Origin of the sequence: Streptomyces sp. NPDC003720, assembly GCF_042875075.1 — a bacterium.
Taxonomy (GTDB): Bacteria; Actinomycetota; Actinomycetes; order Streptomycetales; family Streptomycetaceae; genus Streptomyces.
On record NZ_JBIANZ010000012.1, the window covers coordinates 210,858 to 232,623 of the forward strand.

Below are 21,766 nucleotides of genomic sequence, written 5' to 3' on the forward strand. Positions count from 1 at the left end.
ACGAGATCATGAGCACCGACCTCGCAGCGCTCACCGGCGCCGCCGAGCGCTGGGAGGGCATGGCGGGGAAGTTCGCCGAGCAGGAGAGGGCGTACCACCGGGACGTCCACCGCATCACGACGGCCCCCGCCTGGAGCGGGATGAGCGCGGAGGCGGCCCACGGCAGCTTCGGCGTCACGCTCAAGGAGCTGCGGTACGCCCAGACGGAGGCGAAGGCCGTCGCCTCCCTGCTGCGGGACGCCCACACCCAGTTCACGGAGCTGAAGGGCAGGCTCACGGCGGCGCACGAGGAGGCCCGCGCGGCCGGTATGCGGATCTCGGACCGGGGCAGGGTCAGCGCCGACCCCGCCCACGTCAAGGAGCCGGACGAGGCGACCGTACGGTCCTGGCAGGCCCGCATCGACGCGGCGGTGCGCGCCGTGACGGACGCGGACACCGGTGTGGAGACCGCCCTGGCGGCCGTGGTCGTCGACTCGGACCCGCTGGCCGGCGGCCGCGGCTTCAACGGCCGCGCTCTGGGCGACATCGAGAAGTACGAGGCGCTGGCCGCGGAGGACGCGCTCGGCAGACTGGGCCGCGGCGAGCACCTCTCCCAGCGCGAACTGACCGAGCTCCAGCGGGCGTTCCGCGACAACTCGGGCGACGAGGCGTTCTCCCGGACCCTGCTGGACGACCTGGGCCCGGCGGGCACGATCACGCTGACGAACGAGCTCAACGACCTGATCCACGTCCGCGGCGGGCCGGGGTCGGGCACGTACGCGACCATCGAGTCGGGTCTCGCGAACACCCTGGCGACGGCGACCAGGGACACGAACTCGCCCTGGTACAAGCACTGGCGGTCCTCCATGAGGCACGCCGGCGTCGAGCACTACGCCACGGACGCGCAGGGCGAGCGCATGGACAAGGCGGTCGGCTACCAGTCCCTCGTCACCCTGATGGGGAAGGGCCACGGCTACGCGCCGAAGATGCTCGAGAACCTGACCGACGACATGATCGCGGCGGAGCGCCGGGACCCGGGCATCTGGCGGCTGAAGCACGACTACAGCGGCAGGCACGGCGGCTGGTTCGCCAACGACCCGGTGGACGGCGCGCTGGGCATCATGAGCCGCGACCCGCACACGGCCGCGGACTACCTGGGCTCGGACGCCCGGATGAAGTACCTGGTCAAGGACCGGGACTGGGACGTGGTCCTGCACGAGCGCGGGGGAGACAAGAACGGCGGCTACGCGGCCGGGCTCGACGCTGACGACCGCGCGGGCTTCGGCAGGGCCCTCCAGGCGGCGGCCACGGGGATCGACCCGTCCGACCCGCAAGGCCACTATGTGCCGCACACCAGGCAGAACGACGCGGTCTTCCGGTCGGCGATCGGCCGGCTGTCCGACAGCGGCGACGAGTTCCCTCCGTCCCTTCGCCGGCCGATGGCGTCGATCCTGGTCAACCACGGCGACACGGTGCACGCGTCGATGAGCGAGATCGACATCTCCAGGTCCCCGTTGCCCCAGGACCAGCTCTTCGAGGTCGCCAAGCAGGTGTCGAAGGACAAGGACGCCTACGGCACGCTGAACGGCGGCCTGAACCAGGCGATGGTCTCCGGCATCCACGCCGATCACTCCAAGTCCACGGAACCACTGCTCCGCGCGGGCCGCACCGTCGGTTTCCTGGAGGAGGCCCGGATCCAGGCCCAGGGCGACCCCAAAACAGCCTCCTTCGAAGCGAAGCCGGTCTTCGACAAGGCGATCAGCTATATCCCGGTCGGCAGCAGCGATGTCCAGCAGGGGTTTGATTACGTCACGGGTAAGTGGTTGGCGGATGAGCAGAAGCGGTTGGATGATCAGCAGGCGGAGGACAACATCAAGGCCTACACCACCCGGAACGGTCAGTTGATGGCGTTAGCGGCTGAGTGGCAGAAAACGCATCGAGTAGACGGTGACTCCGATTTCAACCCCAATCAGGAAATTAGCCGCGCATCGATGGACGGCGCAGCGCAGGCATCCGGAATGTCGGGGGAGCGTCAATGAGTTCCCCCCTTCGGTCTGTCATCGCGGGCTTGGCTGCTCTGCTGGTAGCACTAGCCGTGGTCTCCTGTAACCGATCGGATACTCCGGCAGCGATTTGCGGCACACGCGTCGATCCGGCTCTCTCGCGTCCTCTTCTGACCGCGACCGAGGGCCTGCACGAGATCAACAGGGTCGATCGATCGGACCCTGTTTTCGCTCCGTGCGTGGTCCTCGCGGGCCATGACCCGGTCATGGAGTTGCACTTCTCATGGGATGGCAAGATGCCGGATCTCACGTACCTGGCGCAGGGCGCGGGATCCATTTCGCATATCAGTGAGCCTCGGGAGATCGAGCTCGCGGACGCAGCGGTCATCGGTACTGACGGTGCCATTTCAAGCGCTCGATGCAAGACCAAGGGTGGGAGCTACTTCACCCTCACTCTTCAGCTCCCCAAGATGAAGCTGACCGACCAATCCCACCGCACCGACATCGAGAAGTTCATGCGTGCCTACTTTCCCGCCACGGTGAAGACGCTCGGCTGTGCGTGAGTGCGTGGGTTTGTCGCGATCACGGTGTCTCGCATGGTGGACGTCTCGCTCACTTGCTGGCCTCGGTGTTTACAGCGGAGTAACACTGGAAGGCCTTGCGCGCGCTTCACTCGTCGCCCAGCCAGGAAGAGAGGCCCTGTGACCAACCGACCCGAGACCAGGATTTCGTCGACGCTGCTGTCCCCGTCGTCCTCCCTCGACGTCCTGCGGAGCGACATCGAGCACCGCAATCCGGCCCAGCCGGAGTTCCACCAGGCCGTGCGCGAGGTGCTGGAGACGCTCGCACCGGTGTTCGCGGCCCGGCCGGAGTACGCGGAGCCGGGCCTGCTGGAGCGGCTGTGCGAGCCGGAGCGGCAGATCATCTTCCGGGTGCCGTGGCAGGACGACCGGGGCCGGGTGCAGGTCAACCGCGGGTTCAGGGTCGAGTTCAACAGCGCGCTGGGGCCGTACAAGGGTGGCCTGCGCTTCCACCCCTCGGTGAACCTGGGAATCGTCAAGTTCCTCGGCTTCGAGCAGGTCTTCAAGAACGCCCTGACGGGTCTCGGCATCGGCGGCGGCAAGGGCGGCAGCGACTTCGACCCGCACGGCCGCAGCGACGCGGAGGTCATGCGGTTCTGCCAGTCGTTCATGACGGAGCTTCAGCGGCACATCGGCGAGCACACCGACGTGCCGGCCGGTGACATCGGGGTCGGCGGCCGCGAGATCGGCTACCTGTTCGGGCAGTACCGGCGGATCACCAACCGCTGGGAGGCCGGCGTGCTGACCGGCAAGGGCCCCGGCTGGGGCGGCTCGGCGATCCGGCCGGAGGCGACCGGGTACGGGAACGTGCTGTTCGCCGAGGCGATGCTGGGCGTGCGGGGCGAGGGCATGGAGGGCCAGACGGCGGTCGTGTCGGGGTCCGGGAACGTCGCCATCTACACCGTCGAGAAGCTGCTCGCCCTCGGAGCCAACCCGCTGACCTGCTCGGACTCCAGCGGGTACGTGGTCGACGAGAAGGGGATCGACGTCGGTCTGCTGAAGCAGGTCAAGGGGGTCGAGCGGGGGCGGATCAGCGACTACGCCGACCGCCGGGGCGCCTCCGCGCGGTTCGTGCGCGGCGGGCGGGTCTGGGAGGTCCCGGCCGACATCGCCCTGCCTTCGGCCACGCAGAACGAGCTCGACGCGCAGGACGCGGAGGTCCTGGTGCGCAACGGGGTGAAGGCCGTCTCCGAGGGCGCCAACATGCCGACGACGCCGGAGGCGGTGCGCCTCTTCCAGGAGGCCGGGGTCGCGTTCGGGCCCGGCAAGGCGGCGAACGCCGGCGGTGTCGCGGTGAGCGCGCTGGAGATGGCGCAGAACGCCGCGCGTACGGCCTGGTCGCCGGCCCGGGTCGAGGAGGAGCTGGCCCGGATCATGACCGACATCCACGCCACCTGCCACGAGACCGCCGACCGCTACGGCGCTCCGGGCGACTACGTCACCGGCGCGAACATCGCGGGATTCGAGCGCGTGGCCGACGCCATGCTCGCCCAGGGCGTCGTCTGACCGCGGCTGAGCGGGCCGACTGGTTTGACCTGCGTCACGTCAGGGGTAATCTCTTCGGCCCGATTGGCCAGGCCCCCGCCCCATATGGCAGACTGTCCGAGTTGCTCGGTCGAGTGTTGATGCTGCGCGCCTCCCGCCGGGAGGACCGGAAGCGAGTCCCACAGTACTCGTCGCCCTAACTGCCCACGGGCAGCACTGGGGCGGACGTACGGGAATCTTCCGGGAAGTGTGGGCGCGGCACCGGCCAGGCGCCCGGTGGGCCTCTGGTCCCCGGTCCGCGGTTCCGGAAGGGCCGTCGCATTCCCCGCAGGGATGTTCGAACAAGGGACATCTGTGTCAGCGGGGGCGCGACACACCCGACCGCGTGGGTCGGAGGAACGGAAGGCAGCAGAAGGAATCCGCCGGGTTCCAGAGCGTTGAAGAGACAGGACTACTGAGTAGCCATGGCGGGACAGAAGATCCGCATCCGGCTCAAGGCCTACGACCACGAGGTCATCGACTCCTCGGCGAAGAAGATCGTCGAGACGGTGACCCGCACTGGTGCGTCGGTCGCGGGCCCGGTGCCGCTGCCCACTGAGAAGAACGTGTACTGCGTCATCAAGTCGCCGCACAAGTACAAGGACTCGCGCGAGCACTTCGAGATGCGCACGCACAAGCGCCTGATCGACATTCTCGACCCCACCCCCAAGACCGTTGACTCTCTGATGCGACTCGACCTCCCGGCCGGTGTCGACATCGAGATCAAGCTCTGAGGGTCGGTGAGCTGAGAATGGCTAAGCAGATCAAGGGCATCCTGGGCGAGAAGCTCGGCATGACGCAGGTGTGGGACGAGAACAACCGTGTTGTTCCGGTCACCGTCGTCAAGGCCGGCCCCAACGTCGTCACCCAGGTCCGTACGAACGATGTCGACGGCTACGAGTCCGTCCAGATCGCTTTCGGCGAGATCGACCCGCGCAAGGTGAACAAGCCCCTCAAGGGCCACTTCGCCAAGGCCGACGTCACCCCCCGCCGCCACCTCGTCGAGATCCGCACCGCGGACGCCTCCGAGTACACGCTGGGCCAGGAGATCTCCGCGGAGGTCTTCGAGGCGGGCGTCAAGGTGGACGTGACCGGCAAGAGCAAGGGCAAGGGCTTCGCCGGTGTCATGAAGCGTCACAACTTCAAGGGCCTCGGCGCCGGACACGGCACCCAGCGCAAGCACCGCTCGCCCGGTTCCATCGGTGGCTGCGCCACCCCGGGCCGCGTGTTCAAGGGCCTCCGCATGGCGGGTCGCATGGGCAACGAGCGGGTCACCACCCAGAACCTGACCGTCCACGCCGTTGACGCGGAGAAGGGTCTGCTGCTCATCAAGGGCGCGGTTCCCGGTCCGAACGGCGGCCTCGTCCTGGTCCGCACCGCGGCCAAGGGGGCCTGAGGTAACCGATGAGCACTGTTGACATCCTTTCGCCGGCGGGCGACAAGGCCGGTTCCGTCGAGCTCCCCGCGGAGATCTTCGACGCCAAGGTCAGCGTTCCGCTGATCCACCAGGTCGTCGTCGCACAGCTGGCCGCTGCCCGTCAGGGCACGCACAAGACGAAGACCCGTGGCGAGGTCCGTGGTGGCGGCAAGAAGCCGTACCGCCAGAAGGGCACCGGTCGCGCCCGTCAGGGTTCGACCCGCGCCCCGCAGTTCGCCGGCGGTGGCGTCGTCCACGGCCCGCAGCCGCGTGACTACTCGCAGCGCACCCCGAAGAAGATGAAGGCCGCCGCCCTGCGCGGTGCCCTCACCGACCGGGCGCGTCACAACCGCATCCACGTCGTCTCCGGCGTGGTCGAGGGCGCGAACCCCAGCACCAAGGCCGCCAAGAGCCTGTTCGGCAAGATCAGTGAGCGCAAGAACCTGCTCCTGGTCGTCGACCGCTCCGACGAGGCCGCGTGGCTGTCCGCCCGCAACCTGCCCCAGGTCCACATCCTGGAGCCGGGCCAGCTGAACACGTACGACGTTCTCGTCTCGGACGACGTGGTCTTCACCCAGGCCGCGTTCGAGTCCTTCGTGTCTGGCCCCAAGGCCGCTGACACCGAAGGGAGCGAGGCCTGATGGCTACGCGTCACCCGAGCATCGCCTCGAAGGCCGCCAAGGCCGCCAAGGCCGCGCGCGTCGCCAAGGCGAAGCGCCACGCCACCGAGGGCAAGAACACTGTCGAGACCCCGCTGAGCAAGTCGTACACGGACCCCCGTGACGTCCTGCTGAAGCCGGTCGTCTCGGAGAAGAGCTACGCGCTCATCGACGACAACAAGTACACGTTCATCGTCGACCCGAACGCCAACAAGACCCAGATCAAGCAGGCCGTCCAGGCGGTCTTCGACGTCAAGGTCACCGGGGTCAACACGATCAACCGCCAGGGCAAGCGCAAGCGGACCCGCACCGGCTTCGGCCAGCGCGCGGCGACCAAGCGCGCGATCGTGACCCTCGCCGAGGGCGACCGTATCGACATCTTCGGCGGTCCGACCGCGTAAGCGGGTCGGATCGTCCGATATCGGACGAGGACTGAGAAATGGGAATCCGCAAGTACAAGCCGACTACGCCGGGCCGTCGTGGCGCCAGCGTCGCCGACTTCGTCGAGGTCACGCGGTCCACGCCGGAGAAGTCGCTGGTCCGCCCCCTGCACAGCAAGGGCGGCCGTAACAACGCCGGTCGTGTGACCGTTCGCCACCAGGGTGGCGGACACAAGCGCGCCTACCGCGTGATCGACTTCCGTCGTCACGACAAGGACGGCGTGCCGGCGAAGGTCGCGCACATCGAGTACGACCCCAACCGCACCGCGCGCATCGCGCTGCTGCACTACGCCGACGGCGAGAAGCGCTACATCCTCGCCCCGCGCAACCTGCAGCAGGGTGACCGCGTCGAGAACGGTCCCGGGGCCGACATCAAGCCGGGCAACAACCTGGCCCTCCGCAACATCCCGGTCGGTACCACGATCCACGCGATCGAGCTCCGTCCCGGTGGCGGTGCCAAGTTCGCCCGCTCCGCCGGTGCCTCCGTGCAGCTGCTCGCGAAGGAGGGCTCGATGGCCCACCTCCGCATGCCGTCCGGTGAGATCCGCCTGGTCGACGTCCGCTGCCGCGCCACCATCGGTGAGGTCGGCAACGCCGAGCAGAGCAACATCAACTGGGGCAAGGCCGGCCGCAAGCGGTGGCTGGGCGTTCGCCCGACCGTCCGTGGTGTCGTCATGAACCCGGTCGACCACCCGCACGGTGGTGGTGAGGGCCGGACCTCCGGTGGTCGCCACCCCGTGTCCCCGTGGGGCAAGAAGGAAGGCCGTACTCGTTCGCCCAAGAAGGCGTCGAACAAGTACATCGTCCGCCGCCGCAAGACGAACAAGAAGCGCTAAGGACGGGTTGAGATGCCTCGTAGCCTGAAGAAGGGGCCCTTCGTCGACGACCACCTGATCAAGAAGGTGGACGCCCAGAACGAAGCCGGCACCAAGAACGTCATCAAGACCTGGTCCCGTCGCTCCATGATCGTCCCGGCCATGCTCGGCCACACGCTCGCGGTGCACAACGGCAAGACCCACATCCCGGTGTTCGTCACCGAGTCGATGGTCGGTCACAAGCTCGGCGAGTTCTCGCCGACCCGCACCTTCCGGGGCCACGTCAAGGACGACCGGAAGTCGAAGCGCCGCTAGTAGCGGATCGCATTCAGACACGTAAGTAACTGAGAGGGACAACCATGGAAGCCAGGGCCCAGGCGCGGTACATCCGCGTTACGCCCATGAAGGCCCGCCGCGTGGTGGACCTTATCCGTGGCATGGATGCCACGGAGGCTCAGGCTGTTCTGCGATTCGCTCCGCAGGCAGCCTCCGTGCCGGTCGGCAAGGTGCTCGACAGCGCCATCGCCAACGCCGCGCACAACTACGACCACACCGACGCCGACAGCCTCTTCATCTCCGAGGCGTACGTCGACGAGGGCCCGACCCTGAAGCGGTTCCGGCCGCGCGCCCAGGGCCGTGCCTACCGGATCCGCAAGCGGACCAGCCACATCACCGTGGTCGTCAGCAGCAAGGAAGGAACCCGGTAATGGGCCAGAAGGTTAACCCGCATGGGTTCCGGCTCGGTGTCACGACCGACTTCAAGTCGCGTTGGTACGCCGACAAGCTGTACAAGGACTACGTCAAGGAAGACGTCGCCATCCGTCGGATGATGACGTCCGGCATGGAGCGCGCCGGCATCTCCAAGGTGGAGATCGAGCGCACCCGTGACCGCGTGCGTGTGGACATCCACACCGCTCGTCCGGGCATCGTCATCGGCCGCCGTGGCGCCGAGGCCGACCGCATCCGCGGCGACCTCGAGAAGCTCACGGGCAAGCAGGTCCAGCTGAACATCCTCGAGGTCAAGAACCCCGAGACCGACGCTCAGCTGGTTGCGCAGGCCGTCGCCGAGCAGCTCTCCTCCCGCGTCTCCTTCCGCCGCGCCATGCGTAAGAGCATGCAGTCGGCGATGAAGGCCGGCGCCAAGGGCATCAAGATCCAGTGCGGCGGCCGCCTCGGCGGCGCCGAGATGTCCCGCTCGGAGTTCTACCGCGAGGGCCGCGTGCCCCTGCACACGCTCCGTGCGAACGTGGACTACGGCTTCTTCGAGGCCAAGACGACCTTCGGCCGCATCGGCGTGAAGGTCTGGATCTACAAGGGCGACGTCAAGAACATCGCCGAGGTCCGCGCCGAGAACGCTGCGGCCCGTGCGGGTAACCGCCCGGCCCGTGGCGGTGCCGACCGCCCGGCCCGTGGTGGCCGTGGTGGCGAGCGGCGCGGTCGCAAGCCGCAGCAGGCTGCCGGCGCCGAGGCCCCCAAGGCCGAGGCTCCCGCCGCCGCTCCGGCTGAGAGCACCGGAACGGAGGCCTGACCGAAATGCTGATCCCCCGTAGGGTCAAGCACCGCAAGCAGCACCACCCGAAGCGCAGCGGCGCTGCCAAGGGCGGCACGCAGGTTGCGTTCGGCGAGTACGGCATCCAGGCGCTCACCCCGGCGTACGTGACGAACCGCCAGATCGAGGCCGCTCGTATCGCCATGACGCGTCACATCAAGCGTGGTGGCAAGGTCTGGATCAACATCTACCCGGACCGTCCCCTCACCAAGAAGCCTGCCGAGACCCGCATGGGTTCCGGTAAGGGTTCGCCGGAGTGGTGGATCGCCAACGTCAAGCCCGGACGCGTGATGTTCGAGCTGTCGTACCCCAACGAGAAGATCGCCCGTGAGGCGCTCCTTCGCGCGGCCCACAAGCTGCCGATGAAGTGCCGGATCGTCAAGCGCGAGGCAGGTGAAGCGTGATGTCGGCCGGTACCAAGGCGTCCGAGCTGCGCGAGCTGGGCAACGAGGAGCTTCTGGGCAAGCTCCGCGAGGCCAAGGAAGAGCTGTTCAACCTCCGCTTCCAGGCGGCGACCGGTCAGCTCGAGAACCACGGTCGGCTGAAGGCCGTCCGTAAGGACATCGCGCGGATCTACACCCTGATGCGTGAGCGCGAGCTGGGCATCGAGACGGTGGAGAGCGCCTGATGAGTGAGAGCAACGTGACTGAGCAGACTGCAGAGGCCCGCGGCTTCCGCAAGACCCGTGAGGGTCTCGTCGTCAGCGACAAGATGGACAAGACCGTCGTCGTCGCTGTCGAGGACCGCGTCAAGCACGCGCTGTACGGCAAGGTCATCCGCCGTACCAACAAGCTCAAGGCGCACGACGAGCAGAACGCCGCGGGTGTCGGCGACCGCGTCCTCCTCATGGAGACCCGGCCGCTGTCCGCGACGAAGCGCTGGCGCGTCGTCGAGATCCTCGAGAAGGCCAAGTAGGCAATTCCCGCAAGGGAATCCCACATGTACGTTCCTGCGGGGCATCCCTCGCAGGACAGTTCCGCCAGGCTCCGGGAGCCGCTCCGCTGAGCGGCTCCCGGGGAACCGGCAGACAAACAGGAGATAGACGTGATCCAGCAGGAGTCGCGACTGCGCGTCGCCGACAACACTGGTGCGAAGGAAATCCTTTGCATCCGTGTGCTCGGTGGCTCCGGTCGCCGCTACGCGGGCATCGGTGACGTCATCGTCGCCACCGTCAAGGACGCGATCCCCGGCGGCAACGTGAAGAAGGGTGACGTCGTCAAGGCGGTCATCGTTCGCACCGTCAAGGAGCGCCGTCGTCCGGACGGCTCGTACATCCGCTTCGACGAGAACGCCGCCGTCATTCTGAAGAACGACGGCGACCCTCGTGGCACCCGTATCTTCGGCCCGGTCGGCCGTGAGCTGCGCGAGAAGAAGTTCATGAAGATCATCTCGCTCGCGCCGGAGGTGCTGTAAGCATGAAGATCAAGAAGGGCGACCTGGTCCAGGTCATCACCGGTAAGGACAAGGGCAAGCAGGGCAAGGTCATTGCCGCTTACCCGCGCGACGAGCGTGTCCTGGTCGAGGGTGTCAACCGGGTCAAGAAGCACACCAAGGCCGGTCCGACCGCTGGCGGTTCGCAGGCCGGCGGCATCGTCACCACCGAGGCGCCGATCCACGTCTCCAACGTCCAGCTGGTCGTTGAGAAGGACGGTCAGAAGGTCGTCACGCGTGTCGGTTACCGCTTCGACGATGAGGGCAACAAGATCCGCGTTGCCAAGCGGACGGGTGAGGACATCTGATGGCTACCACCACCACTCCGCGCCTGAAGCAGAAGTACCGCGAGGAGATCGCGGGCAAGCTGCGTGACGAGTTCAAGTACGAGAACGTCATGCAGATCCCCGGCCTCGTCAAGATCGTGGTCAACATGGGTGTGGGCGACGCCGCCCGCGACTCCAAGCTGATCGAGGGCGCCATCCGCGACCTCACCACGATCACCGGCCAGAAGCCGCAGGTCACCAAGGCTCGCAAGTCCATCGCGCAGTTCAAGCTGCGTGAGGGTCAGCCGATCGGTGCCCACGTCACGCTTCGTGGCGACCGCATGTGGGAGTTCCTGGACCGCACCCTGTCGCTCGCGCTGCCGCGCATCCGCGACTTCCGTGGTCTGTCCCCCAAGCAGTTCGACGGCCGCGGCAACTACACCTTCGGTCTCACGGAGCAGGTCATGTTCCACGAGATCGACCAGGACAAGATCGACCGTACCCGGGGCATGGACATCACCGTGGTGACCACGGCGACCAACGACGCTGAGGGCCGCGCGCTCCTTCGTCACCTCGGCTTCCCGTTCAAGGAGGCGTGAGCGAGATGGCGAAGAAGGCTCTGATTGCCAAGGCTGCTCGCAAGCCCAAGTTCGGTGTGCGTGGCTACACGCGCTGCCAGCGCTGCGGCCGCCCGCACTCCGTGTACCGCAAGTTCGGCCTGTGCCGCGTGTGCCTTCGTGAGATGGCTCACCGTGGCGAGCTGCCGGGCGTGACCAAGAGCTCCTGGTAATCCCGCTTTTAGGGATTCCTGAAGCTCTCGGTAAGCATCTGGGTCGGCAGGGGCCCTTCTCCACATGCCGTAGGCTTGTGGGGTTGGGCGTCTGCCGCGCCCGTACGACTTACTACGCCGTAGGTCCACCGCGCCGCACCCGTCCCGTCTCGGATCGGGGAGAGGGATGGCGCACCAGGAAACCCCGGCGAGAGAGGCCGAAGGCCAATTCATGACCATGACTGATCCGATCGCAGACATGCTTACGCGTCTGCGGAACGCGAACTCGGCATACCACGACTCCGTGACGATGCCGGCATCGAAGATCAAGTCTCACATCGCGGAGATCCTCCAGCAGGAGGGCTTCATCACGGGCTGGAAGGTCGAGGACGCCGAGGTCGGCAAGAACCTCGTTCTCGAGCTGAAGTTCGGCCCGAACCGTGAGCGCTCCATCGCGGGCATCAAGCGGATCTCCAAGCCCGGTCTCCGGGTTTACGCGAAGTCCACCAACCTGCCGAAGGTGCTCGGCGGCCTGGGCGTGGCGATCATCTCCACGTCGCACGGTCTCCTCACCGACAAGCAGGCCGGCAAGAAGGGCGTGGGTGGGGAAGTCCTCGCCTACGTCTGGTAGCGGAAGGGAACGGAGGAAACAGCTATGTCGCGTATTGGCAAGCTCCCCATCACGGTTCCCGCCGGCGTGGACGTCACCATCGACGGCCGTACGGTCTCGGTCAAGGGCCCCAAGGGCACGCTGACCCACACCGTCGTCGCGCCGATCGACATCGTCAAGGGTGAGGACGGCGTGCTCAACGTCACCCGTCCGAACGACGAGCGTCAGAACAAGGCCCTGCACGGCCTGTCCCGCACGCTGGTGGCGAACATGATCACCGGCGTGACCCAGGGTTACGTGAAGAAGCTCGAAATCAGCGGTGTCGGTTACCGCGTCGCGGCCAAGGGCTCGAACCTCGAGTTCGCGCTCGGCTACAGCCACCCGATCGTCGTCGAGGCGCCCGAGGGCATCACCTTCAAGGTGGAGACCCCGACCCGCTTCCAGGTCGAGGGCATCGACAAGCAGAAGGTCGGCGAGGTTGCGGCCAACATCCGCAAGCTGCGCAAGCCTGACCCGTACAAGGCCAAGGGCGTCAAGTACGAGGGCGAAGTCATCCGCCGCAAGGTCGGAAAGGCGGGTAAGTAAGCCATGGCATACGGACAGAAGATCCTCAAGGGCGACGCCTACAAGCGCGCCGCGATCAAGCGTCGCCACATCCGGATTCGCAAGAACCTCTCCGGTACGGCGGAGCGTCCGCGTCTGGTCGTGACCCGCTCCAACCGCCACATCGTGGCGCAGGTGATCGACGACCTCAAGGGCCACACCCTGGCGTCCGCGTCCACCCTGGACGCGTCCGTCCGCGGCGGCGAGGGCGACAAGTCCTCGCAGGCCAAGCAGGTCGGCGCCCTGGTCGCCGAGCGTGCCAAGGCTGCCGGTGTCGAGGCTGTCGTGTTCGACCGTGGTGGCAACCAGTACGCCGGGCGCATCGCCGCCCTGGCGGACGCCGCCCGCGAAGCCGGGCTCAAGTTCTGAGCCTGCCGTAGCTAGCGGAAACGAAGAGAGGTAATTCCAATGGCTGGACCCCAGCGCCGCGGTGGCGGTGCCGGTGGCGGCGAGCGGCGGGACCGGAAGGGCCGTGACGGCGGCGCTGCTGCCGCCGAGAAGACCGCGTACGTTGAGCGCGTTGTCGCGATCAACCGCGTCGCCAAGGTTGTGAAGGGTGGTCGTCGCTTCAGCTTCACCGCGCTGGTCGTGGTGGGCGACGGTGACGGCACCGTGGGTGTCGGATACGGCAAGGCCAAGGAGGTGCCGGCCGCCATCGCCAAGGGTGTTGAGGAGGCCAAGAAGCACTTCTTCAAGGTCCCCCGCATCCAGGGCACCATCCCGCACCCGATCCAGGGTGAGAAGGCTGCCGGCGTCGTGCTGCTCAAGCCCGCGTCCCCCGGTACCGGTGTTATCGCCGGTGGCCCGGTGCGCGCCGTGCTCGAGTGCGCCGGTATCCACGACATCCTGTCGAAGTCGCTCGGCTCCGACAACGCGATCAACATCGTGCACGCCACCGTGGCGGCCCTCAAGGGCCTGCAGCGTCCCGAGGAGGTCGCGGCCCGCCGCGGTCTGCCGCTCGAGGACGTCGCCCCCGCGGCCCTGCTGCGTGCGCGTGCCGGGGCGGGTGCGTGATGGCTCAGCTCAAGATCACGCAGGTCAAGTCCTACATCGGCAGCAAGCAGAACCACCGTGACACCCTGCGCTCCCTTGGTCTCAAGGGCATCAACACGCAGGTCGTCAAGGAGGACCGCCCCGAGTTCCGCGGCATGGTGCACACCGTCCGCCACCTCGTGACGGTCGAGGAGGTCGACTGATCATGGCGGAGCAGAACCCGCTCAAGATCCACAACCTCCGTCCCGCCCCGGGCGCCAAGACCGCCAAGACCCGTGTGGGTCGTGGTGAGGCGTCGAAGGGTAAGACGGCCGGTCGTGGTACCAAGGGCACGAAGGCCCGTTACCAGGTTCCGGAGCGCTTCGAGGGTGGCCAGATGCCGCTCCATATGCGCCTCCCGAAGCTGAAGGGCTTCAAGAACCCGTTCAAGACCGAGTACCAGGTCGTGAACCTCGACAAGCTGGCCGCGCTCTACCCCGAGGGTGGCGAGGTCACGGTCGAGGGTCTGGTGGCCAAGGGTGCCGTTCGCAAGAACAGCCTCGTCAAGGTCCTGGGCCAGGGCGAGGTCTCCGTGGCGCTGCAGGTGACGGTCGACGCCGTCTCCGGCTCCGCCAAGGAGAAGATCACCGCCGCCGGCGGTACGGTCACCGAGCTGGTCTGAGCCCCTCAGGCTCCTCGATGACGTGAACGACCCGACCGGGGATACTCCACAAAAGGGGTATCCCCGGTTGGTCGTTCCAAGGGCAGTGGTCTCGCCGGTAAGGTGGCCTGCACTGTCCACTTTCACTGGGTGCCTCCCATGGGGCACCCTGAGCGGCAGTTGACCGTTATTCATTCGTCGAACCTCAAGACCGTCACCCTTGACGCAGTTGCGCGGGGGTCGCAGGAGGCACCGTGCTCACCGCGTTCGCCCGGGCGTTCAGGACGCCCGACCTGCGCAAGAAGCTGCTCTTCACGCTGGCAATCATCGTGGTCTACCGGGTCGGTACCCACATCCCGATCCCCGGCGTCAACTACAAGGCCGTCCAGACGTGTGTGAAAGAGGCGTCCGGCAACCAGGGCCCCCTCGGTCTGGTGAACATGTTCAGCGGCGGCGCGCTGCTGCAGATCACCGTGTTCGCGCTGGGCATCATGCCGTACATCACGGCGAGCATCATCCTTCAGCTGCTGACCGTGGTCATCCCGCGTCTGGAAGCCCTCAAGAAGGAGGGCCAGGCCGGCACCACGAAGATCACCCAGTACACCCGTTATCTGACGGTGGCGCTGGCGATCCTGCAGGGCACCGGTCTCGTCGCCACCGCGCGCAGCGGCGCTCTGTTCGGCAGCTGCTCCGTGTCCAGCCAGATCGTCCCCGACCAGGCCATCTTCACCACCATCACGATGGTCATCTGCATGACCGCCGGCACGGCCGTCGTCATGTGGCTCGGTGAGCTGATCACCGACCGCGGCATCGGCAACGGCATGTCGATCTTGATGTTCATCTCGATCGCCGCGACGTTCCCGTCCGCGCTGTGGGCCATCAAGAAGCAGGGCACCCTGGCCGGCGGCTGGATCGAGTTCAGCACCGTCATCCTGGTGGGCCTGGTCATGGTCGGGCTGGTGGTCTTCGTCGAGCAGGCCCAGCGCCGCATCCCGGTGCAGTACGCGAAGCGCATGATCGGGCGCCGTTCCTACGGCGGTACGTCCACGTACATCCCGCTCAAGGTGAACCAGGCGGGTGTGATTCCCGTCATCTTCGCCTCGTCGCTGCTCTACATTCCGGCGCTGCTCGCTCAGTTCGCCGGGGGCAAGTCGGGCTGGAAGACCTGGGTCGAGCAGAACCTGACCAAGGGCGACCACCCGATTTACATCGCTACGTACTTCTTGCTCATCGTTTTCTTCGCGTTCTTCTACGTGGCGATCTCCTTCAACCCCGAGGAAGTCGCCGACAACATGAAGAAGTATGGTGGCTTCATCCCGGGCATCCGGGCTGGCCGACCGACCGCTGAGTACCTCAGCTACGTGCTCAACCGGATCACCTGGCCGGGTTCGCTGTACTTGGGTCTGATCGCTCTCGTGCCGACGATGGCGTTGGTTGGTTTCAAGGCAAACCAAAACTTCCCGTTCGGTGGTACCAGCATCCTGATCATCGTGGGTGTGGGCCTCGAGACGGTGAAGCAGATCGAGAGCCAGCTCCAGCAGCGCAATTACGAAGGGTTCCTCCGCTGATGCGTATCGTCCTCGTCGGGCCGCCGGGTGCCGGTAAGGGAACGCAAGCCGTCCGACTCGCCGAGAAGCTGGGCGTCCCGCACATCTCGACGGGCGACCTGTTCCGCGCCAACATCAGCCAGCAGACCGAGCTGGGCAAGCTCGCGAAGTCCTACATGGACGCCGGGAACCTCGTACCCGACGAGGTCACCATCGCGATGGCGAAGGACCGCATGGAGCAGCCCGACGCGGAGAACGGCTTCCTGCTGGACGGCTTCCCGCGGAACGTCTCGCAGGCGAAGGCGCTGGACGAGCTCCTGACCTCCGAGGGCATCACGCTGGACGCGGTACTCGATCTGGAGGCCCCCGAGGAGGAGGTCGTCAAGCGGATCGCCGGCCGGCGCGTCTGCCGCAACGACTCCTCCCACGTCTTCCACGTCACGTACAAGAAGCCTAAGAAGGAGGGCGTCTGCGACGTCTGCGGCGGCGAGCTGTACCAGCGGGACGACGACTCCGAGGCGACCGTGCGTAAGCGCCTGGAGGTCTACCACACGCAGACCGAGCCGATCATCGACTACTACAAGGCGCAGGGGCTGGTGGTCACCATCTCCGCGCTCGGCAAGGTGGAAGAGGTCACGGCTCACGCCCTGGAAGCCCTTCAGCGCGACTAGGACCAGCCAGAGGTTCGCGAAGGTCTTGGCAGCCTGGCCCCGCCGCTCACGCGGCGGGGCCAGGCTGCTTTTCGCTGCCCTCGTTCCGGGACGCCGGCCATCGCCGATGACTATGGCTCACGTCACATCGAGTGCAGGCGGTCTCACGCACAGTCCTCGGCGGTCGCAAGTATGTTCGCTTCTGTCTCAATTGACATATCGGCGATCTCCTTTACCCGCCCGGAATCTTTTCTTCCGGTGACTTTGCGTAATGGATTGTCATCCTCAAAGGGGCCTCAATTCCGTTGACCGGGTGATCACCCCCGTTTACGCTCGGTTCACAGCCGAAGAGACCACTTAGGTACTCCTTTACGACCGGGACTGCCTCCGTTGCCGAACTCTGGTCGCATCGGTGATTCCCAAGGACGGCCACGAGGTCCGCGGTCAAGTCTTTTTTCTGTGGGGGTACAGACGTGAAGCCCGGACAATTAGTCCGTGAGGATCTCAGAGGGGGAGCGGGGGGACCGCGCCACGGTGAGATCGGGCCGACGTCCGGTGCGCGACGCCGGAAGGCCCGTCGTTTCGTGATGGCCGGCATCGCTGCGGCGCTGGTCGGTGCCGGCATTGTGGTGGCACTCGCCGCAGGCGGCGGAGATGCCGGGGAAAAGGCCGTGAGCCGCCCCGCGGGCATCGCGGCACATCCCGATCAGTCGCCGCCGAAGGAATTGATAGCCGCAGGGAAAGTCGCCGTCTCGGCGTACTACGCGGTGAAGGCCGAGAAGCACGCGAACGGTGACGGGGAGCTCACCTACGAGTGGAGCCTCCTGAACTCGACCACCGGCCGATACGTGGGAACCGACTGGGCCTGGGTCGACGTCGCTCCGGGGATGAAGACCGCCGCGGTCCTGGAGCGCGGTCTGCCGGCCGACCGCGTCGGGCTGGTGGACCTGGCCACGGGCAAGGTGAAGCGGTGGATCAGGACGGACCGGGGCGTCGGCGGTGTCCAGTTCTCGCCGGACGGCACGCATCTGGTGGCAACCACCTACCGTCTCGACCCGGACAAGCTCTTCAAGGACGCGTCCTACCGGCTGAACGGCAAGATGGTGCCGGGGCCCAAGCCCAGCCGTACGGGGTTCTACGTCATCGACGTCGCCTCCGGGCAGGCGGATTTCACCGCGCGTCCACCCAGGAAGGACGACCACGGGTTCGTCGTCGGCGGTGGGCGCCAGGACCTCGCCTGGAGCCGTGACGGGAAGCTGCTGTGGGAACCCTGGGAGACCAAGGTGGGCAGGGTCTTCTACCGCCCGGACGGTGCAGAGGCGCCGGTCCCGGAGCTGGAGAAGAAGCTGGGCTCCCCGGGAGCGGCCGTATCCCCCGACGGGAAATTGAAGACCGGCCAGTTCGTGGGTGAGGGCGGCCGTATCGTCTCCGAGGTCCTGGATGTGAAGACCGGAAAGCGCGCCGCACTCGTGCCCGGTCAGCAGTTGCTCGCCTGGGCCGACGACCACTGGCTCGTCGCCTTCAGCTGCGATCCAGAGCAATGCGAACCCAATAAGGGTGAGTTCCGGAACAGGCTCATTCTTGCCAGCCTGGACGGCAAGGATGTCATCCCCCTTTCCGGCTTCCGGGGATCTCGCCTCCGCGATCCCAACCGGTGGAATCCGATCCTCAGCAATCGCTGACGCTTTTCGATGCGACCGAATTGCTGTGGACATGTCATATCCGGATGGGTAGGGTAATTTCAGATCACTGCGAAATCGCTTCGATGCGGTACTTCGCAGATTCGAATGGGTCCGATTTCAGGCCCACGAGTAAGAGGGGTGGAATTCGAATGATGAAGAGCATTGTCAAGGGCGGGGTAATGGCCGCCACGGCAGCGGCCGTGATGATTGGTTTCACGGCCGGCCCGGCCGCTGCGGCGACCGGTAGCCAGAAGGTCTCCCTCCCGAACGACCGCGGCTACATGCTGTACATGGACGACGGCGACGAGTTCACCGTCTGTGACACCAGGGCCGACGGCTACGGCGTCACCGGCAAGCTGCGGACGCTCAACAGCTCGGGCACCGGGATCGTCACCGTCTTCACCCTCGACGACGGTGGTGACTCCGGCTGTGACCACAGGACGTACGACATCGTCGGCCGCGTGGCCTACGACATGATCGTGAACTGGCACGGCAACAACGACTGGTACGGCTCCCAGTACTTCTCGGAGTCCTGATCCCGGCGACACACCGAAGCCCCGGTCGGTGCAGGCGGTCACTCGACGCGCCCGCACCGAGCGGGGCTTTGCCGCGCCCGGCGTGACGCTCCCCGTTCGAGGCACGCCGGTACGTGCGCGTATCCTGGAGCGCCGTAACACCAGTGGCAGGAGGCGCAATCCATCATGGTGGAGATCAAGACCCCCGCGCAGATCGCGAAGATGCGCGAGGCGGGACTTGTCGTCGCTGCCGTGCACCAGGCCACCCGTGAGGCGGCGGTCCCCGGCGCTACCACGAAGGACCTGGACGAGGTGGCACGCAAGGTGCTCGCCGAGCACAACGCCAAGCCGAACTTCCTCGGCTACGGCGGCTTCCCGGCGACGATCTGCACCTCGGTGAACGAGGTCGTCGTCCACGGCATCCCGTCCGACGACGTCGTCCTGAAGGACGGCGACGTCATCTCCATCGACTGCGGCGCGATCGTCGACGGCTGGCACGGTGACGCCGCCTACACGGCCTTCGTGGGCTCCGGCCACGCCCCGGAGCTGGTCGAGCTCTCCCGGGTGACGGAGGAGTCGATGTGGGCCGGCATCGCGGCCATGAAGCAGGGCAACCGGCTGGTCGACGTCTCCCGTGCCATCGAGACCTACATCCGCCGCCAGCCGAAGCCCGGCGGCGGCAAGTACGGGATCATCGAGGACTACGGCGGCCACGGCATCGGCACCGAGATGCACATGGACCCGCACCTGCTGAACTACGTCGACCGCCGTCGCGGCAAGGGCCCCAAGTTGGTCCCCGGCTTCTGCCTCGCGATCGAGCCCATGGTCTCCCTCGGCACCCCCCGCACCGAGGTCCTGTCCGACGACTGGACCGTGATCACCACGGACGGCACCTGGTCCTCCCACTGGGAGCACTCGGTCGCCCTGACCGAGCAGGGCCCGCTGGTCCTGACCGCCCCCGACGGCGGCAAGGCCAAGCTGGCCGAGTACGGCATCACGGCCGCGCCCGACCCGCTGGCCTGACCGCGGTCCCGGGTCGCGCCCGCCGGTTTCCCCGGTCCCGTGGCGTAGGGATCACCGGCACGGGGCAGACTCTCTCGATTCGTGTTTCCGGGTGCGCTGACGTAGACTGACTCGTCGGCTCTCGTGCACCCGCATGTCCGCATGCGCTCGCCACTCGCCCCGCGGGGCGAAGGAGAGAGTCGATCAAGGTAGTCGATTCGAAGGGCGAAGCGTGGCCAAGAAGCAAGGTGCCATCGAGATCGAGGGCACTGTCGTCGAGTCTCTGCCGAACGCCATGTTCAAGGTCGAGCTCCAGAACGGCCACCAGGTCCTGGCACACATCAGCGGCAAGATGCGCATGCACTACATCCGCATCCTCCCTGACGACCGGGTCGTGGTGGAGCTGTCTCCGTACGACCTGACGCGTGGCCGGATCGTCTACCGGTACAAGTAGATCTTGCCCGCGCTTCGGGCCTCCCGGAGCGATGGCACTGACCCGGAGAACCTCACCAATGAAGGTCAAGCCGAGCGTCAAGAAGATCTGCGACAAGTGCAGGGTGATCCGCCGTCACGGTCGGGTCATGGTCATCTGCGAGAACCCGCGCCACAAGCAGCGCCAGGGCTGACGCACGACCGATCCCTCTGCACCCATCGCAGAGATTCGCGCGACGCAAGCTGAATTGTTCATACGCAGAACCCGAGTCCCCTGTGGGCTCGACACCCCCGGTTCGGAGGCCGGGGACCCGGTCCGTACCTGGTACGGCGGACGGGGAGCCGGTTCTGTGGAAGACCTCCGAAGATTCACCAGGAGCCATTGAATGGCACGCGTTTCCGGTGTTGACATCCCGCGCGAAAAGCGCGTGGAGGTCGCCCTCACCTACGTGTTCGGCATCGGCCGGACCCTCTCCCAGCAGACGCTGGCCGAGACCGGTATCGACCCGAACACTCGCGTCCGTGACCTGACCGAAGAGCAGCTGGTCGCGATCCGCGAGTACGTCGACAACAACATCAAGACCGAGGGTGACCTCCGTCGCGAGATCCAGGCCGACATCCGCCGCAAGGTCGAGATCGGCTGCTACCAGGGTCTCCGTCACCGTCGCGGTCTGCCCGTCCGCGGTCAGCGCACCAGCACGAACGCTCGTACCCGCAAGGGCCCGCGTCGCGCCATCGCCGGCAAGAAGAAGCCGGGCAAGAAGTAGTCCTCAGCGGACAACGCTTCATCAGCGGTCTTCGCTGTAGGACCGACCACCTCCCCGTAGGAGTTTGTAGATGCCCCCCAAGGGTCGTCAGGGCGCTGCCAAGAAGGTGCGCCGCAAGGAAAAGAAGAACGTCGCTCACGGCCACGCGCACATCAAGAGCACGTTCAACAACACGATCGTCTCGATCACGGACCCGTCCGGCAACGTGATCTCCTGGGCCTCCGCCGGCCACGTCGGCTTCAAGGGCTCCCGGAAGTCCACGCCGTTCGCCGCGCAGATGGCCGCCGAGTCGGCTGCCCGCCGCGCCCAGGAGCACGGCATGCGCAAGGTCGACGTGTTCGTCAAGGGCCCGGGCTCCGGTCGTGAGACCGCGATCCGCTCCCTGCAGGCCACGGGCCTCGAGGTCGGCTCCATCCAGGACGTCACCCCGACCCCGCACAACGGCTGCCGCCCGCCGAAGCGCCGCCGCGTCTGAGGCCAGGCCGCTTTCAGGGTCCGGGCGGTACTGCTCCGTAAGGGGCGTACCGCCCGTACCCTTGCAGTACCCGCGCTTCTCACGGGCGCGGTCTCCGTCGGGCGTCAAATAGCGGGCGTCCACGAATGAAGGATCTGATCCACACATGCTGATCGCTCAGCGCCCCTCGTTGACCGAAGAGGTCGTCGACGAGTTCCGCTCCCGGTTCGTGATCGAGCCGCTGGAGCCGGGCTTCGGATACACCCTCGGCAACTCGCTCCGCCGTACTCTCCTGTCGTCGATCCCCGGTGCCGCTGTCACCAGCATCCGCATCGACGGCGTCCTGCACGAGTTCACCACCGTGCCGGGCGTCAAGGAGGACGTCACCGACCTGATCCTCAACATCAAGCAGCTGGTCGTCTCCTCGGAGCACGACGA

Annotated in this window: 33 protein-coding genes and 1 pseudogene; all 34 read left to right on the forward strand. The window is 66.5% G+C overall.

Annotation, left to right across the window (positions count from 1 at the left end; all coding sequences use genetic code 11):
- Window positions 1-8: 8 nt before the first annotated feature.
- The gene (locus tag ACFYU0_RS30850; RefSeq protein ID WP_389305396.1) at window positions 9-2,018 is read left to right on the forward strand and encodes a hypothetical protein; all 2,010 of its coding nucleotides are present in this window, start codon (window positions 9-11) and stop codon (window positions 2,016-2,018) included.
- Between the two features lie 29 nt (window positions 2,019-2,047).
- A complete protein-coding gene (locus ACFYU0_RS30855) occupies window positions 2,048-2,545 on the forward strand; it encodes a hypothetical protein (RefSeq protein WP_351672674.1) in 498 nt (165 codons plus the stop codon).
- A gap of 174 nt (window positions 2,546-2,719) precedes the next feature.
- A complete protein-coding gene (gene gdhA, locus ACFYU0_RS30860) occupies window positions 2,720-4,069 on the forward strand; it encodes an NADP-specific glutamate dehydrogenase (RefSeq protein WP_389305415.1) in 1,350 nt (449 codons plus the stop codon).
- 443 nt (window positions 4,070-4,512) lie between these two features.
- Window positions 4,513-4,821 carry a 30S ribosomal protein S10 gene (gene rpsJ / locus ACFYU0_RS30865; RefSeq protein ID WP_003948644.1) on the forward strand — a complete coding sequence of 103 codons (309 nt, stop codon included), beginning with the start codon at window positions 4,513-4,515 and terminating at the stop codon, window positions 4,819-4,821.
- Window positions 4,822-4,838: 17 nt separating this feature from the next.
- On the forward strand, window positions 4,839-5,483 hold the full coding sequence (gene rplC, locus ACFYU0_RS30870) for a 50S ribosomal protein L3 (protein WP_005481233.1): 645 nt from the start codon (window positions 4,839-4,841) through the stop codon (window positions 5,481-5,483).
- An 8-nt stretch (window positions 5,484-5,491) separates the two neighbouring features.
- Entirely contained in the window at window positions 5,492-6,145 is a 654-nt protein-coding gene (rplD, locus tag ACFYU0_RS30875; RefSeq protein ID WP_143627894.1) for a 50S ribosomal protein L4, read from the forward strand.
- On the forward strand, window positions 6,145-6,564 hold the full coding sequence (rplW, locus tag ACFYU0_RS30880) for a 50S ribosomal protein L23 (protein WP_351672676.1): 420 nt from the start codon (window positions 6,145-6,147) through the stop codon (window positions 6,562-6,564). The genes rplD and rplW overlap by 1 nt, the downstream gene beginning before the upstream one ends.
- A gap of 38 nt (window positions 6,565-6,602) precedes the next feature.
- A complete protein-coding gene (rplB, locus tag ACFYU0_RS30885) occupies window positions 6,603-7,439 on the forward strand; it encodes a 50S ribosomal protein L2 (RefSeq protein ID WP_031167077.1) in 837 nt (278 codons plus the stop codon).
- Between the two features lie 12 nt (window positions 7,440-7,451).
- Window positions 7,452-7,733 (forward strand): 30S ribosomal protein S19, encoded by a 282-nt coding sequence (gene rpsS, locus ACFYU0_RS30890; protein WP_003992359.1) that lies wholly within the window; start codon window positions 7,452-7,454, stop codon window positions 7,731-7,733.
- Between the two features lie 44 nt (window positions 7,734-7,777).
- On the forward strand, window positions 7,778-8,125 hold the full coding sequence (gene rplV, locus ACFYU0_RS30895) for a 50S ribosomal protein L22 (protein ID WP_003974262.1): 348 nt from the start codon (window positions 7,778-7,780) through the stop codon (window positions 8,123-8,125).
- Window positions 8,125-8,946 (forward strand): 30S ribosomal protein S3, encoded by an 822-nt coding sequence (rpsC, locus tag ACFYU0_RS30900; RefSeq protein ID WP_014674374.1) that lies wholly within the window; start codon window positions 8,125-8,127, stop codon window positions 8,944-8,946. Before rplV ends, rpsC begins: the two co-directional genes overlap by 1 nt.
- A 5-nt stretch (window positions 8,947-8,951) precedes the next feature.
- On the forward strand, window positions 8,952-9,371 hold the full coding sequence (gene rplP / locus ACFYU0_RS30905) for a 50S ribosomal protein L16 (RefSeq protein ID WP_143627890.1): 420 nt from the start codon (window positions 8,952-8,954) through the stop codon (window positions 9,369-9,371).
- Window positions 9,371-9,595 (forward strand): 50S ribosomal protein L29, encoded by a 225-nt coding sequence (gene rpmC, locus ACFYU0_RS30910; protein WP_030174543.1) that lies wholly within the window; start codon window positions 9,371-9,373, stop codon window positions 9,593-9,595. The genes rplP and rpmC overlap by 1 nt, the downstream gene beginning before the upstream one ends.
- Window positions 9,595-9,882: a 30S ribosomal protein S17 gene (gene rpsQ / locus ACFYU0_RS30915; RefSeq protein WP_003992363.1), complete on the forward strand. Its 288-nt coding sequence runs from the start codon at window positions 9,595-9,597 to the stop codon at window positions 9,880-9,882. Before rpmC ends, rpsQ begins: the two co-directional genes overlap by 1 nt.
- A 129-nt stretch (window positions 9,883-10,011) precedes the next feature.
- Window positions 10,012-10,380: a 50S ribosomal protein L14 gene (gene rplN, locus ACFYU0_RS30920; protein ID WP_003998823.1), complete on the forward strand. Its 369-nt coding sequence runs from the start codon at window positions 10,012-10,014 to the stop codon at window positions 10,378-10,380.
- Between the two features lie 2 nt (window positions 10,381-10,382).
- Window positions 10,383-10,706, forward strand: coding sequence for a 50S ribosomal protein L24 (gene rplX / locus ACFYU0_RS30925; protein ID WP_351672679.1), 324 nt, complete (start codon window positions 10,383-10,385; stop codon window positions 10,704-10,706).
- On the forward strand, window positions 10,706-11,263 hold the full coding sequence (rplE, locus tag ACFYU0_RS30930) for a 50S ribosomal protein L5 (protein WP_067119440.1): 558 nt from the start codon (window positions 10,706-10,708) through the stop codon (window positions 11,261-11,263). The genes rplX and rplE overlap by 1 nt, the downstream gene beginning before the upstream one ends.
- Before the next feature lie 5 nt (window positions 11,264-11,268).
- Window positions 11,269-11,454, forward strand: a complete 186-nt coding sequence (locus ACFYU0_RS30935) for a type Z 30S ribosomal protein S14 (protein ID WP_003948630.1) — start codon at window positions 11,269-11,271, stop codon at window positions 11,452-11,454.
- 211 nt (window positions 11,455-11,665) lie between these two features.
- On the forward strand, window positions 11,666-12,064 hold the full coding sequence (rpsH, locus tag ACFYU0_RS30940) for a 30S ribosomal protein S8 (RefSeq protein ID WP_007384075.1): 399 nt from the start codon (window positions 11,666-11,668) through the stop codon (window positions 12,062-12,064).
- Between the two features lie 24 nt (window positions 12,065-12,088).
- Window positions 12,089-12,628: a 50S ribosomal protein L6 gene (gene rplF, locus ACFYU0_RS30945; RefSeq protein WP_250402395.1), complete on the forward strand. Its 540-nt coding sequence runs from the start codon at window positions 12,089-12,091 to the stop codon at window positions 12,626-12,628.
- Between the two features lie 3 nt (window positions 12,629-12,631).
- Window positions 12,632-13,015, forward strand: a complete 384-nt coding sequence (rplR, locus tag ACFYU0_RS30950; RefSeq protein ID WP_073901437.1) for a 50S ribosomal protein L18 — start codon at window positions 12,632-12,634, stop codon at window positions 13,013-13,015.
- Between the two features lie 39 nt (window positions 13,016-13,054).
- The gene (rpsE, locus tag ACFYU0_RS30955; RefSeq protein WP_007494753.1) at window positions 13,055-13,660 is read left to right on the forward strand and encodes a 30S ribosomal protein S5; all 606 of its coding nucleotides are present in this window, start codon (window positions 13,055-13,057) and stop codon (window positions 13,658-13,660) included.
- Window positions 13,660-13,842 carry a 50S ribosomal protein L30 gene (gene rpmD / locus ACFYU0_RS30960; RefSeq protein WP_003974250.1) on the forward strand — a complete coding sequence of 61 codons (183 nt, stop codon included), beginning with the start codon at window positions 13,660-13,662 and terminating at the stop codon, window positions 13,840-13,842. Before rpsE ends, rpmD begins: the two co-directional genes overlap by 1 nt.
- Before the next feature lie 2 nt (window positions 13,843-13,844).
- Complete coding sequence (rplO, locus tag ACFYU0_RS30965; RefSeq protein ID WP_030745257.1) at window positions 13,845-14,300, forward strand: 50S ribosomal protein L15; 456 nt, start codon at window positions 13,845-13,847, stop codon at window positions 14,298-14,300.
- 233 nt (window positions 14,301-14,533) lie between these two features.
- Complete coding sequence (secY, locus tag ACFYU0_RS30970; protein ID WP_351672681.1) at window positions 14,534-15,847, forward strand: preprotein translocase subunit SecY; 1,314 nt, start codon at window positions 14,534-14,536, stop codon at window positions 15,845-15,847.
- Window positions 15,847-16,497, forward strand: a complete 651-nt coding sequence (locus tag ACFYU0_RS30975; protein WP_351672682.1) for an adenylate kinase — start codon at window positions 15,847-15,849, stop codon at window positions 16,495-16,497. The genes secY and ACFYU0_RS30975 overlap by 1 nt, the downstream gene beginning before the upstream one ends.
- Window positions 16,498-17,063: 566 nt before the next feature.
- Entirely contained in the window at window positions 17,064-18,158 is a 1,095-nt protein-coding gene (locus tag ACFYU0_RS30980; RefSeq protein ID WP_389305401.1) for a hypothetical protein, read from the forward strand.
- A gap of 149 nt (window positions 18,159-18,307) precedes the next feature.
- Window positions 18,308-18,694: a hypothetical protein gene (locus ACFYU0_RS30985; RefSeq protein WP_351672686.1), complete on the forward strand. Its 387-nt coding sequence runs from the start codon at window positions 18,308-18,310 to the stop codon at window positions 18,692-18,694.
- Window positions 18,695-18,859: 165 nt separating this feature from the next.
- Window positions 18,860-19,696: a type I methionyl aminopeptidase gene (map, locus tag ACFYU0_RS30990; RefSeq protein WP_351672688.1), complete on the forward strand. Its 837-nt coding sequence runs from the start codon at window positions 18,860-18,862 to the stop codon at window positions 19,694-19,696.
- A gap of 211 nt (window positions 19,697-19,907) precedes the next feature.
- Window positions 19,908-20,129 (forward strand): translation initiation factor IF-1, encoded by a 222-nt coding sequence (gene infA, locus ACFYU0_RS30995; protein ID WP_003948620.1) that lies wholly within the window; start codon window positions 19,908-19,910, stop codon window positions 20,127-20,129.
- A 58-nt stretch (window positions 20,130-20,187) separates the two neighbouring features.
- Window positions 20,188-20,301, forward strand: a complete 114-nt coding sequence (gene rpmJ, locus ACFYU0_RS31000) for a 50S ribosomal protein L36 (RefSeq protein WP_003998809.1) — start codon at window positions 20,188-20,190, stop codon at window positions 20,299-20,301.
- Between the two features lie 192 nt (window positions 20,302-20,493).
- Window positions 20,494-20,874 carry a 30S ribosomal protein S13 gene (rpsM, locus tag ACFYU0_RS31005; protein WP_031167100.1) on the forward strand — a complete coding sequence of 127 codons (381 nt, stop codon included), beginning with the start codon at window positions 20,494-20,496 and terminating at the stop codon, window positions 20,872-20,874.
- A 70-nt stretch (window positions 20,875-20,944) separates the two neighbouring features.
- Entirely contained in the window at window positions 20,945-21,349 is a 405-nt protein-coding gene (rpsK, locus tag ACFYU0_RS31010) for a 30S ribosomal protein S11 (protein WP_003956432.1), read from the forward strand.
- Between the two features lie 145 nt (window positions 21,350-21,494).
- A pseudogene (locus ACFYU0_RS31015) lies at window positions 21,495-21,766 on the forward strand (DNA-directed RNA polymerase subunit alpha); the annotation flags it as partial.

What these genes read in the sequence shown, in the direction of transcription:
- ACFYU0_RS30850 (WP_389305396.1), top strand. Translation starts at nt 9, where the DNA reads ATGAGCACCGACCTCGCAGCGCTCACCGGCGCCGCCGAGCGCTGGGAG.
- rpsJ (WP_003948644.1), top strand. Translation starts at nt 4,513, where the DNA reads ATGGCGGGACAGAAGATCCGCATCCGGCTCAAGGCCTACGACCACGAG.
- rplC (WP_005481233.1), top strand. Translation starts at nt 4,839, where the DNA reads ATGGCTAAGCAGATCAAGGGCATCCTGGGCGAGAAGCTCGGCATGACG.
- rplD (WP_143627894.1), top strand. Translation starts at nt 5,492, where the DNA reads ATGAGCACTGTTGACATCCTTTCGCCGGCGGGCGACAAGGCCGGTTCC.
- rplW (WP_351672676.1), top strand. Translation starts at nt 6,145, where the DNA reads ATGGCTACGCGTCACCCGAGCATCGCCTCGAAGGCCGCCAAGGCCGCC.
- rplB (WP_031167077.1), top strand. Translation starts at nt 6,603, where the DNA reads ATGGGAATCCGCAAGTACAAGCCGACTACGCCGGGCCGTCGTGGCGCC.
- rpsS (WP_003992359.1), top strand. Translation starts at nt 7,452, where the DNA reads ATGCCTCGTAGCCTGAAGAAGGGGCCCTTCGTCGACGACCACCTGATC.
- rplV (WP_003974262.1), top strand. Translation starts at nt 7,778, where the DNA reads ATGGAAGCCAGGGCCCAGGCGCGGTACATCCGCGTTACGCCCATGAAG.
- rpsC (WP_014674374.1), top strand. Translation starts at nt 8,125, where the DNA reads ATGGGCCAGAAGGTTAACCCGCATGGGTTCCGGCTCGGTGTCACGACC.
- rplP (WP_143627890.1), top strand. Translation starts at nt 8,952, where the DNA reads ATGCTGATCCCCCGTAGGGTCAAGCACCGCAAGCAGCACCACCCGAAG.
- rpmC (WP_030174543.1), top strand. Translation starts at nt 9,371, where the DNA reads ATGTCGGCCGGTACCAAGGCGTCCGAGCTGCGCGAGCTGGGCAACGAG.
- rpsQ (WP_003992363.1), top strand. Translation starts at nt 9,595, where the DNA reads ATGAGTGAGAGCAACGTGACTGAGCAGACTGCAGAGGCCCGCGGCTTC.
- rplX (WP_351672679.1), top strand. Translation starts at nt 10,383, where the DNA reads ATGAAGATCAAGAAGGGCGACCTGGTCCAGGTCATCACCGGTAAGGAC.
- rplE (WP_067119440.1), top strand. Translation starts at nt 10,706, where the DNA reads ATGGCTACCACCACCACTCCGCGCCTGAAGCAGAAGTACCGCGAGGAG.
- ACFYU0_RS30935 (WP_003948630.1), top strand. Translation starts at nt 11,269, where the DNA reads ATGGCGAAGAAGGCTCTGATTGCCAAGGCTGCTCGCAAGCCCAAGTTC.
- rpsH (WP_007384075.1), top strand. Translation starts at nt 11,666, where the DNA reads ATGACCATGACTGATCCGATCGCAGACATGCTTACGCGTCTGCGGAAC.
- rplF (WP_250402395.1), top strand. Translation starts at nt 12,089, where the DNA reads ATGTCGCGTATTGGCAAGCTCCCCATCACGGTTCCCGCCGGCGTGGAC.
- rplR (WP_073901437.1), top strand. Translation starts at nt 12,632, where the DNA reads ATGGCATACGGACAGAAGATCCTCAAGGGCGACGCCTACAAGCGCGCC.
- rpsE (WP_007494753.1), top strand. Translation starts at nt 13,055, where the DNA reads ATGGCTGGACCCCAGCGCCGCGGTGGCGGTGCCGGTGGCGGCGAGCGG.
- rpmD (WP_003974250.1), top strand. Translation starts at nt 13,660, where the DNA reads ATGGCTCAGCTCAAGATCACGCAGGTCAAGTCCTACATCGGCAGCAAG.
- rplO (WP_030745257.1), top strand. Translation starts at nt 13,845, where the DNA reads ATGGCGGAGCAGAACCCGCTCAAGATCCACAACCTCCGTCCCGCCCCG.
- ACFYU0_RS30975 (WP_351672682.1), top strand. Translation starts at nt 15,847, where the DNA reads ATGCGTATCGTCCTCGTCGGGCCGCCGGGTGCCGGTAAGGGAACGCAA.
- ACFYU0_RS30980 (WP_389305401.1), top strand. Translation starts at nt 17,064, where the DNA reads ATGGCCGGCATCGCTGCGGCGCTGGTCGGTGCCGGCATTGTGGTGGCA.
- ACFYU0_RS30985 (WP_351672686.1), top strand. Translation starts at nt 18,308, where the DNA reads ATGATGAAGAGCATTGTCAAGGGCGGGGTAATGGCCGCCACGGCAGCG.
- map (WP_351672688.1), top strand. Translation starts at nt 18,860, where the DNA reads ATGGTGGAGATCAAGACCCCCGCGCAGATCGCGAAGATGCGCGAGGCG.
- rpmJ (WP_003998809.1), top strand. Translation starts at nt 20,188, where the DNA reads ATGAAGGTCAAGCCGAGCGTCAAGAAGATCTGCGACAAGTGCAGGGTG.
- rpsM (WP_031167100.1), top strand. Translation starts at nt 20,494, where the DNA reads ATGGCACGCGTTTCCGGTGTTGACATCCCGCGCGAAAAGCGCGTGGAG.
- rpsK (WP_003956432.1), top strand. Translation starts at nt 20,945, where the DNA reads ATGCCCCCCAAGGGTCGTCAGGGCGCTGCCAAGAAGGTGCGCCGCAAG.